The organism is Myxococcus sp. CA023, from assembly GCF_010998615.1.
Taxonomy (GTDB): Bacteria; Myxococcota; Myxococcia; order Myxococcales; family Myxococcaceae; genus Myxococcus.
Window position 1 is genome coordinate 1 of the sequence record NZ_JAAEAH010000136.1, and the last position, 12,656, is coordinate 12,656.

The 12,656-nt window shown below is 70.3% G+C and carries 11 protein-coding genes and 1 pseudogene; 7 read left to right on the forward strand and 5 right to left on the reverse strand.

Annotation, left to right across the window (positions count from 1 at the left end):
• The 3 genes and pseudogenes from F8M74_RS36110 to F8M74_RS36120 all read left to right on the forward strand — a co-directional run.
• Positions 1–183, forward strand: a pseudogene (locus tag F8M74_RS36110) (hypothetical protein); the annotation flags it as partial.
• A 31-nt stretch (positions 184–214) separates the two neighbouring features.
• Positions 215–1,276, forward strand: coding sequence for a sensor histidine kinase (locus F8M74_RS36115; protein ID WP_141258682.1), 1,062 nt, complete (start codon positions 215–217; stop codon positions 1,274–1,276).
• Between the two features lie 20 nt (positions 1,277–1,296).
• Positions 1,297–2,052, forward strand: a complete 756-nt coding sequence (locus tag F8M74_RS36120; RefSeq protein ID WP_228560855.1) for a LytTR family DNA-binding domain-containing protein — start codon at positions 1,297–1,299, stop codon at positions 2,050–2,052.
• Between the two features lie 58 nt (positions 2,053–2,110).
• Here the strand turns inward: F8M74_RS36120 and F8M74_RS36125 are convergent, their stop codons facing one another.
• From F8M74_RS36125 to F8M74_RS36135, 3 genes are all read right to left on the reverse strand, one after another.
• On the reverse strand, positions 2,111–2,872 hold the full coding sequence (locus F8M74_RS36125; RefSeq protein WP_228560851.1) for a hypothetical protein: 762 nt from the start codon (positions 2,870–2,872) through the stop codon (positions 2,111–2,113).
• 203 nt (positions 2,873–3,075) lie between these two features.
• Positions 3,076–4,494: a hypothetical protein gene (locus F8M74_RS36130; RefSeq protein WP_228560853.1), complete on the reverse strand. Its 1,419-nt coding sequence runs from the start codon at positions 4,492–4,494 to the stop codon at positions 3,076–3,078.
• Between the two features lie 95 nt (positions 4,495–4,589).
• The gene (locus tag F8M74_RS36135; RefSeq protein WP_141258686.1) at positions 4,590–6,080 is read right to left on the reverse strand and encodes a glutamate-cysteine ligase family protein; all 1,491 of its coding nucleotides are present in this window, start codon (positions 6,078–6,080) and stop codon (positions 4,590–4,592) included.
• Positions 6,081–6,221: 141 nt separating this feature from the next.
• Between F8M74_RS36135 and rlmN the strand changes: the two genes are divergently transcribed.
• A complete protein-coding gene (gene rlmN / locus F8M74_RS36140) occupies positions 6,222–7,301 on the forward strand; it encodes a 23S rRNA (adenine(2503)-C(2))-methyltransferase RlmN (protein WP_141258687.1) in 1,080 nt (359 codons plus the stop codon).
• Between the two features lie 306 nt (positions 7,302–7,607).
• Positions 7,608–7,991: a hypothetical protein gene (locus F8M74_RS36145; RefSeq protein WP_140788215.1), complete on the forward strand. Its 384-nt coding sequence runs from the start codon at positions 7,608–7,610 to the stop codon at positions 7,989–7,991.
• Here F8M74_RS36145 and F8M74_RS36150 read toward each other — a convergent pair.
• Positions 7,981–9,576, reverse strand: coding sequence for an adenylate/guanylate cyclase domain-containing protein (locus F8M74_RS36150; RefSeq protein ID WP_141258688.1), 1,596 nt, complete (start codon positions 9,574–9,576; stop codon positions 7,981–7,983). The two genes, F8M74_RS36145 and F8M74_RS36150, sit on opposite strands and share 11 nt — an antisense overlap.
• Positions 9,577–9,610: 34 nt before the next feature.
• Complete coding sequence (locus F8M74_RS36155; RefSeq protein ID WP_171410546.1) at positions 9,611–10,465, reverse strand: metallophosphoesterase; 855 nt, start codon at positions 10,463–10,465, stop codon at positions 9,611–9,613.
• Positions 10,466–10,635: 170 nt separating this feature from the next.
• Between F8M74_RS36155 and gluQRS the strand changes: the two genes are divergently transcribed.
• Entirely contained in the window at positions 10,636–11,583 is a 948-nt protein-coding gene (gene gluQRS / locus F8M74_RS36160; protein WP_141258690.1) for a tRNA glutamyl-Q(34) synthetase GluQRS, read from the forward strand.
• 139 nt (positions 11,584–11,722) lie between these two features.
• On the forward strand, positions 11,723–12,656 hold a 934-nt coding region (locus tag F8M74_RS36165), incomplete at its 3' end, for a hypothetical protein (RefSeq protein ID WP_163884729.1).

Consider the following 12,656-nt stretch of genomic DNA (forward strand, 5'->3'; position numbering starts at 1 on the left):
TCGCTCGACCTGGAGCGGCCGCTCGCCCAGGGGTTGTCCCCCTCCCGTCCCCTCCAGGCCTGGTTCCATGGGCCGGAGGGGATGGTCCTCCTCCAGGAGCCGCCCGGCTTCCCCGTCGTCCTCGCCGGCAGCATGCTGCTGGACGCCTTCGAGACGGAGTTGGAGGAGCGCCCGGCGCAGTGACGCGGCCGGCGGTGTAGGCTCCCGCTGGCGCATGCTGGAAACATCGGAAGGCTCCATCGTCCGCGCCACCCTGAGGGCCCTCGTGGAGCCCCGACGGCTGCTGCCCATCCTCGTCGTCTCCGTCGCGCTGATGACCGCGCAGGTGCGCTTCAGCCACGCGCCCCACTGGGCTTCGTTCGGGCTGGGCCTCCTGATGTGCCTGCTCTTCATCGCGGTGGCCCCTGTCTCCTACCGCGTCCTCTTCCCGGAAGGCCTGGACCTCAGCCATGGCGGCATCCGGCTCCTGCTCTACGCCACCGTGGGCAGCGGCGTGATGCTCACCTCCGGCTTCGTGCTGCCGAAGCTCCTGGGCATGGGGCCCACCTTCCTCACGCAGCCCACCAACCTCGCGGTGTGCGGCGCGCTCTTCCTCGTGGGGGGCTGGGGCCTGGGCCGCGACATCGGCTTCGAGGAAAGCCTCACCCGCGAGCGCGCCCGCGCCGCCCGCTTCGCGCTGGAGGCAGAGCAGGCCCAGCTCCTCGCGCTGCGCAGCCACCTGGACCCGCACTTCCTCTTCAACACGCTCAACGCCATCGCGGAGTGGTGCCGTGAAGACGGCGCCGTCGCGGAGACCGCCGTGCTGCGGCTGTCCACCATGCTCCGCTCCGTGCTCGCGGGCGTGCGCAGCGCCACCTGGCCCCTGGCCCAGGAGCTGGAGCTCATCCGCACGCTCTTCGACCTACACCTGCTCCGCGACCCGGACCTCTTCCAGCTCACGCTGAACATCCCTGCCGGCATGGAGGAGATTCCCGTCCCGCCGCTCGTGCTGCTCCCCCTGGCGGAGAACGCGGTGAAGCATGGCCCCGCCGCGGGCCACCGCGGCCCCCTGTCCCTGGACGTCACCGCGCGGGGACACGAGGTGGAGGTCGCCATCGAGAACCCGGGCCCCTCCCGAGGGCCTCGCGAGGGCAGCGCGGGCCTGCCCACCGTGGAGCGCCGCCTCGCCCTGGCCTACGGCGGCGCCGCGCGCCTCGTGCTCGACAGCGGCGAAGTGCGCACCCGTGTCACCGTCACCCTGCCCCGCGCGGGCCCCCAACCTGGAGTCCTCACCTGAGCGCCCCACTTCGCGTCCTCATCGCTGATGACGAACTGCTCGCCCGAAAGCGCCTGACGCGGCTGCTCGCGGCGCTCCCGGACATGGAGGTCTGCGGCGAGGCCTCGGACGCGGATGGCGTCCTTTCCGCCGTGCGCGCGGGAGGCGTGGACGTGGTGCTGCTGGACATCCACATGCCCGGCCTCAGCGGCCTGGATGCCCTGGCCCTGCTGCCGGAAGGCGGCCCGCGCGTCATCCTCTGCACCGCCCACGCCGAGCACGCCGTGCAGGCCTTCGAACATGGCGCGGTGGACTACGTGCTCAAGCCCGTGGAGCCCGCGCGCCTTCAGAAGGCCCTGGAGCGGGCACGCGCACGCGGTCCGGCCACATCATCCACGGGCACGGTCAGCAACACACCGAAGCCACCTGGCTCGCCCGTCCGCGGCCTGGGCCGACTGCCCATTCCCACGCGGCAGGGCATCGTCCTGGTGGATCCAGAAGCCATCTCCCACGCGTCGCTGGAGGACGAGCTGGTGACCGTGTTCACCACGCAGGGAGACTTCCTCACCGACTTCACCCTCAACGAGCTGGTGGAGAAGCTGCCGTCCGAGCACTTCCACCGCGTCCACCGCCGCGCGCTGCTCAACCTCACGCACGTGGCGCGACTGGAGCCGCTGGACACAGGTGGCTACCTGGCGCGCACGCTGCGAGGCCACGCGGTGGAGGTGAGCCGTCAGTCCGCGCGCGAGCTGCGGCGCATGTTGGGCCTGCGTCGCGGCGTCGAGGAAGAGGGCTGAAGAAAAACAAAGGCCCGCGCTCCGGTGCATCCGCGCGGGCCCGACTGCGGGTGGCGACTTACTTCACGCGCACTTCGACGCTGACGACCCGGCCACCCTCGTTCCGCGAGTAGACGACGGTGCCGCGCTCCGTCCAGACCGGCCCGAAGCCCGTGCCCAGGCTGTAGGCCGTGGCGACGTCGTAGTTCTTGTCGAAGGTGATGACGCGCACCTCGCCGTCCTCGCCCGGCCGCAGGCTGGTCGTCGTGTAGACGATGATGCGCCGGTCCGCATCCCACTCCACGGTGCCGCCCAGCGCGGGGTTGGGAATGTAGGCCGAGCTGAACTGCGAGGTGCCCGCGTTCGTCACCTGCTTCAGGTCCTTGCCGTTCTCCTTCACGCGCCACAGCGCGGGCACGCCCGAGCGCCGCGTGGACTGGAACAGCACGTTGCGCCCATCCGGCGTCCACACGGGCTCGCTGTCATCGAAGCCCTGCGTCACCCGGACCGACTTGCCCGAGTTCGCGTTGAGCACGTACAGCTCCGAGCTCTGCACCACGTCGCCCTCGATGTATCCATCCGGCAGCTTCGCATACGCCACGCGGCTGCCATCCAGGGACACCTCGGGCGCACCGGTGCGCTCCGCCACCAGGTGCGAATCGCCCTGGTTGTCCATGCGAATGAGCTGAAGCGAGGTCGTCTGGTACACGATGATGCGCCGGTCGGCGGACTCGGACGACGGCTCCACCAACGACTGGGACGCCACGCCAGGGGACTCAGCGTCCGCGAGCGCCTCCGCCTCCGCCCCACCGCACGCGGCGAGCAGCAGCGAAGAAGCCATCCACATCGCAAGGTTCCTACGGGGACTACGGCAGCGGACGTCAGTCGGATGCATACGGTCCTCTGGGTGGAATCCACCTACCAGCGCGGGGTTGACAGGTTTTACAGTCCGCGCTCACGGGTATTCCAGGTCAGAACACCATAACAACCCGGACCGTCATAAATGATACCCGCCGACTGGACGCGACACCGCCCCACACCGCGTCACGGTAACGCGAAAAGTGTGGGAACCTGGGTCGCGTCCGCGCCAAGGATGTCTGAGAGGACCCGGGACGCCTGAATGGGTACGGCGATGCCAGCGCGCGCGCACCGCGCGGCTTCGTCCAAGGTGAGAGAAGGCGTGGAACAGTAGGACTCACGCCAGTGCTCGGTGAGCTGCCGGGAGAAGGCCACGCGCAGGGCCTCCACCTTCGCCTCGAGCCAGGCCTCGGCCGGGGTGAAGTTCGGCCGCTGGGGCCGCACGTTGCCTTCCGTGAAGGTGACGTCGTGCTCGTGGCCGGACTCGGAGAGCTGGTCCTGCAACGTCACGGTGAAGGGCCCGCGCCGAGCGTCCAACACCACGGACGAAGCCACCACGACGTGGTGCGCCTGCGACAGCCTCAGTGCGTGGTACTCGAAGGACCTGGGGACGTCGCGGTACCGCGTGACGGGCACGGAGTAGGTGTGCTTGTGCTTGGTGTACTTCGTCACCTTGCGCGTCTTCGTCTTGCCTTTCGAGTCGGTGTACTCCTCCTCCGCCTCGTAGGGCTCCTCGATGGTCTCCGTGCGGTCCTCGTGGTCCGTGTACGGCACGCTCTCCTTCCACGGCGCGGTCAGCTCCACGGGGTGGCTGTCGCGCCGGGTGACGAAGCGTCCCTCCAGGCTGAACACCGGCCGCGCCGAGCCTCCCGGCGCGAACCAGGGCGAGGACTCGAAAGCCTGGGTGAGCCGGGCCTCCAACTGCGCCTGCTGTGCCTCGTCCAGGCCCTCCACGGTGCCCGTCCAGGAAGGCGGGCCGAACAGCTCGGGCGCCGTCGCGGGGCGCGGCGCGTACTCCCGCCAGTGGCCGCAGTAGCGGAACACCAGCTCGCGCCAGTGCGGACTGTCATCCGTGATGGTGTCCCGCAGCCGCAGGCAGGACGTCTTGCCACTCTGGAGCACCAGCCACTCCATGTCGCGGGAGATGAGGGCCAGCTCGCGGTGCGCCAGCAGCGGCTGCTTGCGCCGCAATGTCTGCTCCGCCGTGAGCGCGTGTCCCTGGCGCGCGGGATTGCCGATGAGCCGCTGGAGATGACGGCGTGTGCCATCCACCTCCTCGCGCAGGGAGCTCTCCAAGCCGCCATTCAGCTTCGCGTTCCATGCCGTCCGGTGGTTCAGGAAGCGCAGGAGCCACGCCTCCGCTTCTTCGTCATCCCCTTCCAGGCGCGCCTCCCGCGCGTTGCTCAGCAACTGCGCCAGCGCGCGCTCTCGCAGGCCCTCGCGCGCCAGGAGGAGCTCCTGGTCATAAGGGCTCTTCCGGATGAGGTCGTCGTAGATGGCCGCGGCCTCCACGAACATGCCCTTTTGCGCCAAGGAGTCCGCGCGGCCGCGCAGGGTGGTACAGGCACACAGGACCATCAAGGAGACGAGGAGGAGCCGGGCCATGGTCACGAAAGCGCAAGTCGCGTGCGTCCGGTGACGGACGTGGCGGCGGGATATTCACTGCGCGCCGCGCTTTACCGCACACCCCGGGCGACAGGCTACTCGACCGGCCATGTATGGACAGGCGCTCCGGATTCGGAGCGCTGGAGGTAGCGCTCCAGCATCGCCGCCAGGGCGTCCTGCCGGGGCATTTGTGACTCCAGCCGCGCCAGCATCTGCCGCTGCCATGTCGCGCCCGTCCGTCGCAGCACGACGCGCCGCTCGATGATGCCCAGCAGCGTGTCCGCCTCCTCCGCGTCCACGCCCGCGCGAACCAGGCCTTCCCGGGCTTCGGGGAGCAACCGCTTCACCAGCTCCGTCGCCGCCAGCGGCTGCGGACTGGGCGCCGTGGAGGAGGGCCACAGCAGCTCCGCATCCAGGCCCTGCCGCGCGGCGCGGATGAAGTTGCCGTACGCGTGGACGAAGGGCAGCGCGGGCAGCAGCGCATCCACGCGCTCGGCCAACGCCAGCGTGAGGCCCAGCAGGAAGGCGCCGTTGGCCATCATGTCCACCGGCGTGGGCCCGGCGGGCAGGGCGCGGAACTCGATGCGCAGGTGGCCTCCGTCCTTCGGGTCGTAGATGGCGCGGTTCCAGGTCCACACCGTGCTCTGGTGCAGGCGCAGCTCCTCCAGGCCCGGCACCTCGCCCGCCGCCACGCGCTCGCGGAGGGGCTCGTCGCCCGACACCGGCAACAGCGGCGGATGCAGCGCCACCGCTTCGGCGAACAACTCGTAGGCGCCCTCACGCACCCAGCCATGGCCGAACGACACGCGCGCGTGGGGCTGAAAGCCGCCTTCTCCGGGCTCGCCCCGGTCGTCCACCGCTTGCCGGAACAGGGCCACGCGCGTCTCGTCCCACAGCTTCCGTCCCAGGAAGAGCGGCGAGTTGCCCGCCGCCGCCAGCACCGGCGCCGTGGCGAGCTGCGCCGCGTTGTACATGCGCGCGAAGTCACCAGGCGCCACGCGCAGGTGGTACTGGAGCGACGTGTTCGCGCCCTCCAGCGTCACGTCCTTCCAGGTGAGCGACAGCGCCTCCTCCTCGCCCCGAATCGATACATGGAACGGCGCGGACCGGCGCTGACGGATGGCGGTGGACATGGCGCGATAGCGCGGCTCGCTCGTGAGCGCGCCACTGCCCAGATCCGCCTCGCGCAAAGTGGGGAGGATGCCGATGACGGCCACGCGCGCGCCCAGCGTGGACGCGGCCCGGCGCACCGCGGCCACCGCGCTCTCCACCTCCTGGCGCAGCGCACTGAAGGACCTGCCGGCCAGCGGGCACGGACGCAGGTTCACCTCCAGGTTGAAGGCATCCAGCTCCAGCGTCACGCGGGAATCTTCCGCGCGCGCCAGCACCGCTCGGTTCACCGGCAGTGGGAAGCCCAGGCGATCCACGAGGTACAGCTCCAGCTCCGCGCCCACGGTCGGCGCACCCGCGCCGAACCCCGGACGCGCCAGGAGTGCCCGCAGCGCCTCCAGGCTCTCCGCCAGCCGCCGGGAGAAACGCTCGTGGTCCTCCGGACGGAAGTCCTCCTGATGGATGGCCATCCCCATGAAGGCACAAGGTAGGCATGGCCGCCTGCCCGACCACCCGACACCTGCCAGGCCGCCCCGCAGGGCAGGGTCAATGTCCACGAATGGCACCGGGCACGGGTAGGTACGCCCGCGCCCGGTGTGTTATCTCGGGGCCTGGTCATGCCGTCCGACACGTCCACCAACCTGTACGATTTGACGCGGCCCGCGCTGGGGGCGCTGCTCTCCGGTTGGGGCTTCGGCCCCTACCACCGCGACCAGCTCTGGACCGCGCTGTACCGCCGGCACGCGACCACTTTCGACGAACTGGACGGCCTCAAGCCGGAGCTGCTGCGCATGCTGCGCGAGCACACGCGCCTGGGCCAACTGGCCACCCACCACGAGTCCTTCAGCAGCGACGGCTTCACGCACAAGCTGCTGCTGCGCCTGGACGACGGGCAGACCATTGAAACCGTGCTGATGCGGTTCAAGGGCCGCGCCACGGTGTGCATCAGCACGCAGGCCGGCTGCGCCATGGGCTGCGTCTTCTGCGCCACCGGACAGATGGGGCTCTCACGCCATCTGACGCCCGGCGAAATCGTAGGGCAGATACTCCACGTCAACCGCATCCTGCGCGCCTCCGGCGAGACGCTGCGCAACGTCGTCCTCATGGGCATGGGCGAGCCGCTCCACAACTACGAGCACACGATGTCCGCGGTGGACGTGCTGGTGGATGCGCTGGGGCTCGCCATGGGCCCACGCTTCATCACGCTCAGCACCGTGGGCGTGGTGCCCGGCATCCGGCGGCTCGCGGATGAAGAGCGCCCCATCCACCTGGCCGTCAGCCTCCATGGCGCCACCGACGCCGAACGCGCGGCGCTGGTCCCCGCGGGACGCCGCTGGCCCCTCGACGAACTGATGGACGCGTGCCGCTACTACAGCGAGAAGCGCAAGCGCCGCATCTTCTTCGAGTGGACGCTCATCTCCGGCCGCAACGACACCGCCGAGCACGCGCACACGCTGGGCCTGCTGCTGCGCGGCATGGACGCGCACGTCAACGTCATCCCCCTCAACCCCACGGTGGGTTACGACGGCGGCCCCAGCCGTCCGGAGTCCGTGCGCGCCTTCCAGGACGTGCTCACCTCTTATGACGTGCCCAGCACGGTGCGTCAGCGCCGGGGCATCGACATCGACGCGGGCTGTGGCCAGCTCAAGGCCACCGTGGAGCGCCGTTCACGCCGTTCACTTCCCACCAGCGCCTGACGCATTCCTGAAGGCCCCAAGCCTGCTGTCCGCCCAGGCCCCGGGTACGAGCGCACTGTCTCGAACGTCGAAGCGCCCGAGCGCCGCGCGAGGACAGCTCACGCTCGCATGGCCGCAACACCGCGGGCTCTTCGCGCGAAGCGCACGCGCCGTGACGCGAAGGTCCATCCGTCAGGGTCCTGAGTTACACCCCAAGCGGTGCGCCGTGTCGGTGGCGGACGCCCATGTCGATTGCGGGTGGTGCCCCTTGCACGCGACACGGCCATGGGCACATTCTTTCCATCGGCTTCCCCGGGGAGGTGGGCGATGCTTTCCATCCAGGAGCACGCAACGGTGGATGAGGCGAGCAGTGAGCTGCTCGACTTCGTTCTCAAGCCGTACAACTGGCTGTCACTGCCACGAACAGGCATGGACCCGGCAGCATGGCCCGGGCAGAACACGCTCTATCAGCGCCGCGTGGGGTCGCTGCGTATCTGCGCGTCCGTGGACGTGGCGGCCACGCTGGACGTTTTCCTGCACATCGCCTTCCGTGCACCGGGCCTCACGCCGGTGAAGGCGGCGGACTACCTGGAAAACTTCCTGAAGCAGCGGCTGCCACTGACGCCCAACTCCGAATGGCAGGTGGAGGTGGACGAGCGCCGGTGGATTCACTTCTCGCGGCGCTACGCGGGCCCTCACCTCAAGGCGTGAGCGGCTCCAGCCGGTAGTGGCGCAGCGGCTGCGCCACGTTCTTCACGGGCGTCTCCGTCAGGGGCCCGAAGCGCAGGCCCTGGAAGAAGGGCTCATCCGAGCCCACCAGCGCGGCATGCACGCTGTCCATCACCAGCGTCTCCCGGAAACCCGCCAGTGACTGGAGGCGGGCCGCCTGGTTCATGCCGCTGGAGAAGGCCGTGTACTGACGGTTGGGCCCGAAGAGGCCGCAGTTGGCGTGCGCCAGGTTGACGCCCACCGCCACACCCAGGCCCGGCAGATTCACGCGCTCACACAGCGCCGCCACTTCCTCGCGCGCGCCCAGCGACGCGGTGAAGGCCTGGATGTCACACGCGGCCCGCACCGCCGCCTGCGCGCGCTCGCGTGGCGTGCCCTTGAAGAAGGGCGGCCCGAAGAGGCCGATGACGCAGTCACCGACCATCTTGTCGAACACGCCGCCGTGTTCCCAGATGCAGCCCACGGCGCGCTGGCTCCACTCGTCCACGAAGCGGCCGATGTTGCGCGGGCTGTCGAAGCCCTGCTCGCAGATGCGGGTGAAGCCGTTGATGTCCGCGAAGAGGATGCCCACCTCCTGGTCCTGCGCCCGCAGGTACTGGGCATAGGCGGGGTCCTGCAACAACGCGTCGATGATGGCGTTGGGGAAGAACTGCGACAGGTGGATGCGCTCGCGGTTGTAGTCCTGGAGCCGCTGACTCAGCGTGGACGCCAGCACCCGGATGAGGTCCATGGCGTAGGTGGAGAAGCCGTTGTCGTTCCACACGACAATCTTCCCCAGCGGGCCATGCGCGGCGGCGCCGGAGATGAGCACGGCCTCGGTGGTGCGGCCGGAGAAGAGCCGCCGCAGCGTGGACTCCTCGCTCAGGAGCAGCCGGGGGCCGTGCTGGCGGATGGCCGCCTCCAACCCCGCATGGGGCTGCTCGCCGCTTTCGAACTCCAGGTGCCCATTGCGGTAGGTGCGGTAGTGCAGCACGTGCGGCTGCACCGCGTCCCGGTACAGCAGCAGGAAGCCTGGCAGGCGCACGCGCTGCGCCAGCGTCAGCACGGCCAGGTCCATGCCCGCTTCGAAGACGGGGTTGGCCAGATGGTTGTTGCACTGGAGGATGAGCTGGTGCTTCTCCGACGCGGTGTGCACCAGGCACAACACCGTGTCGAGCTGCTCCGCCACGGTGTCCAGCACGCGCAGCAGGCGTGAGGAGACATCCGGCGCGGTGGCGTCGTTCGCGAAGAGCAGGCCGAACACGCCCACGCGCGTTCCCGCCACGTCCAGGGGCTGGCTGACCAGGGTGTCCGCCCCCAACCGGCGCACGCCCACGGCGCCTTCCAGCAGCGCGCCGGGGTGGCGGTCGCTCCAGTCCCCCTCGTTCCACGTCTGCTCCACCAGTTCCTCGTCGCGCGTGGTGATGGCCACGGCCTTGGCGCCGGTGAGCGAGAGCACCAACGGGAAGCAGCGCTTGAAGGTCTGCGTCAGCGTCTCGCGCTCGCGCAGGCTATCCTCCAAGGCGTCATCCACCGCGCGCTGGAGGGTGCGCAGCGCCTTGTACTCCTCCAGGGTGATGTCGGTCATGGGCTGCCCTTCTATCGCCGCCCGGGCGGTGCTGTCACAGGGCGGGCGTCTGTTGCTGGCCGCCGGACACCTGCCCGTCCGCCACGTCGATGAGCCAGTACCCCTCGTGCCCGGATTCAGTGGAGGAGCCCGCGCCGAAGACATGGGGCCGGTCGGCGGTGGCGGGATGGTGGTAGCGCCGGTGGATGTGGCCGTGCAGCACCGCGTAGCGCGGGCCCGGCAGCAGCTTCAGCAAGGCGTCCGCGTCCCGGAGGCCATGGTGCCAGCGGTCCGGTCGCCCATGGGGATTGAGCGGCGCGTGGTGCACCACCACCAGGATGGCGCGGCCCTCCAACCGGGCGTCCTTCAGCAGCGCGGCCAGGCCTCCGAGCTGGGCCTCGCCGATGACGCCGTAGGACAGGCCCGGCGTGCGCGGCACACGGGCGGACAGCAGCCCCACCACCGCGGCCTCGGTGCCCAGCAGCCGGACGAAGGGAAAGGCGCCCTCGCGGCGGTACTCTGGCAGGTCGCTCTCCAGCAGGTGGCCGAAGTACTTCGCGAAGCGCCCGGTGCGGTGGCTCCCGGGCGTGAAGACGTCGTGATTGCCGGGGATGACGGTGCAGCGGCGGGGGTCCTCCGCCAGCGCGCCCAGGGACTGGCGGGCGCCGCTGAACTCACCGTCCAGCGCGTACGCCGTCAGGTCGCCGGAGAGGATGAAGTGGTCCACCTGCGCGGCCTGCGCGTCCCGGGCAATGGCGGCCAGCGCCTGGGGCGCGCGCGCGTACCGCCGGGCGCGGCCTCCCACGGTGAGCTCCGCCAGGGCCACCCAACGCCGCCAGCCCAACCGGTGCAGCGGAAGCGCGAAGTAGTCCTCGGTGATGTGGACGTCGGAGCAGTGGGCGATGCGCATCGAGGGGTTTTCCGCCAATCACGACGAACGTAGCACCCACCCCCGGGGGCGTCGACGAAGCAGGCCACGGGCACTGCGACGGGCCCCCCGCGTCGGTTATGGTCCCCCGCGACGATGATTCACTCCGCGTGCCCGCACGCCCTCTTGCCCCACGGCCTCCGGGGGCGCCCATGAGCCTGGTCCGAGGCCGCTTCGCGCCCAGCCCCACCGGGCGCATGCACCTGGGAAACATCCGCAGCGCGCTGCTCGGCTGGCTCCAGGCGAGGGCGGCCCACGGCCGCTTCCTGCTGCGCATCGAGGACCTGGACCGCGCGCGCTGCAAGCCGCAGCACGTCGACGACCTGCTGCGCGACATGGAATGGCTGGGGCTAGACTGGGACGAGCAGCCCCTCTTCCAGAGCCAGCGGGACGGCCTCTACCGCGACGCCCAGGCGCGGCTGGAGCAAGCAGGGCGCGTGTATCCCTGCTTCTGCACACGCGCGGAGATTGCACGAGCCGCCAGCGCGCCTCACGGTCTCTCCGACGAGGGCCCCCGCTACCCGGGCACCTGCGCGCAACTCACCCGCGAACAGATTTCCGAGCGTGCCCGCACGCGCGCGCCCGCGTACCGCTTCCGCGCGAGCCCCGGCGAGGTCCGCTTCGTGGACGGCTTGCAGGGCCCGTACTCGCAAGACGTGGACGCGGTGGTGGGCGACTTCGTCGTGCGGCGCAACGACGGCGTGGCCAGCTACCAGCTCGCGGTGGTGGTGGACGACGCGGCCATGGACATCACCCACGTGCTGCGCGGGGACGACCTGCTCTCCTCCACGCCCCGGCAGCTCCAGCTCTACACGTCGCTGGACTTGCGCGCGCCCGAGTTCCTCCACGTCCCGCTGGTGCTGGGCGAAGACGGCAAGCGGCTCGCCAAGCGCGAGGGTGCCTTCGCGCTCGCGGAGTTGCGTGAGCGTGGCGTGGCTCCCGAGCGGGTGCTGGGCCTGCTCGCCTCATGGAGTGGATGGGGAGACGGTGGCCCCCTGACGCTCGCCGAGCTGGTGCACAGCTTCCGTCCCGAAAGACTGCCGCGCACGCCTGTCGTCGCGGGCGAGGCCGCGCTCCGAGAAGCACTCGGCCTGGGGTGAGCCCGGGCCCCGCCCTCCTCCACGGGGAGCCATCCGGAAACGGCGGAATCGTGCGTCCGCTGCCCCATGCACATGTTTGCCGCGAACATGAGCGCCTTCTCCGCTCGGGGCGCTCTCAGGCATCAGGAGGGGCAGCACCATGGCAGCCATCGTCGAGAACCAAGCGCCCGGCGACATCTCCGCCGTCGCGGGCAACCCCTACAAGCTGAGCTGGGGCGCCATCTTCGGCGGCGCCTTCGTCTCATTGGCCCTGTCGATTCTCCTGTACTCGCTCGGCCTGGCACTCGGGCTGTCCTCCGTGGACCCCAACAACCCGGCCAGCGCCCGGTCGGCGGGCATTGGCACCGGCATCTGGAGCATCATCGCGCCCCTCATCGCCCTGTTCTGTGGCGGCTTCGTGGCCGCGCGCTCCGCGGGCCGGCTGGACAAGGGCGGCGGCGCCCTGCACGGCGCGGTGATGTGGGGCCTGACGACGCTGGTGGGCACCACCCTGTTGGGCATGCTGCTCTCCTCCGTGGTGGGCACCGCGTTGCGCGCGGGTGGCGCGGTGATAGGAGCCACCGGCGCGGCGGTGACAAGCGCGGCTTCGGGAGGAGGCCAGGCCGCGCAGGCCTTCGGCTTGGACGCCAATGACGCGCTCGGCCCCATCAACCGGCGCCTCCAGGCGGAGGGCAAGCCGACCATCACCGCCAACCAGCTCCAGTCCGCTACGTCCGAGGTCCTGAGCACCGCCCTGCGCACGGGCAACCTCGACCAGGAGGTGCTCGTCACCTCCATCGCGGACAACACACGCCTGTCTCGCCAGGACGCGCAGGAGATCGCAGGCAGGGTGAGCGACCAGTTCACCGCGTTCCGGGGCAAGGTCGGCCAGATGGGTCAGCAGGTCCAGCAGGGCGCGCTGCAGGCGGCGGAGCCCACCAGCCGGGTCTTCTGGGGCATCTTCGGGTCGCTCCTGCTGGGCCTCATCTCCGCGATGCTCGGCGCCACGGTGGGCGTGAGCCGCCGCCAGCGCATCGCGGCCGAGGGCGCCGTCATCACCACGCCGCCCACCCGCTGTCACTTATACACATCTC

Bases quoted from the DNA above. Each gene is read 5' to 3' on its own strand.
- F8M74_RS36115 (WP_141258682.1), top strand. From the start codon at position 215: ATGCTGGAAACATCGGAAGGCTCCATCGTCCGCGCCACCCTGAGGGCC.
- F8M74_RS36125 (WP_228560851.1), bottom strand. From the start codon at position 2,872: ATGGCTTCTTCGCTGCTGCTCGCCGCGTGCGGTGGGGCGGAGGCGGAG.
- F8M74_RS36130 (WP_228560853.1), bottom strand. From the start codon at position 4,494: ATGGCCCGGCTCCTCCTCGTCTCCTTGATGGTCCTGTGTGCCTGTACC.
- F8M74_RS36135 (WP_141258686.1), bottom strand. From the start codon at position 6,080: ATGGGGATGGCCATCCATCAGGAGGACTTCCGTCCGGAGGACCACGAG.
- rlmN (WP_141258687.1), top strand. From the start codon at position 6,222: ATGCCGTCCGACACGTCCACCAACCTGTACGATTTGACGCGGCCCGCG.
- F8M74_RS36145 (WP_140788215.1), top strand. From the start codon at position 7,608: ATGCTTTCCATCCAGGAGCACGCAACGGTGGATGAGGCGAGCAGTGAG.
- F8M74_RS36150 (WP_141258688.1), bottom strand. From the start codon at position 9,576: ATGACCGACATCACCCTGGAGGAGTACAAGGCGCTGCGCACCCTCCAG.
- F8M74_RS36155 (WP_171410546.1), bottom strand. From the start codon at position 10,465: ATGCGCATCGCCCACTGCTCCGACGTCCACATCACCGAGGACTACTTC.
- gluQRS (WP_141258690.1), top strand. From the start codon at position 10,636: ATGAGCCTGGTCCGAGGCCGCTTCGCGCCCAGCCCCACCGGGCGCATG.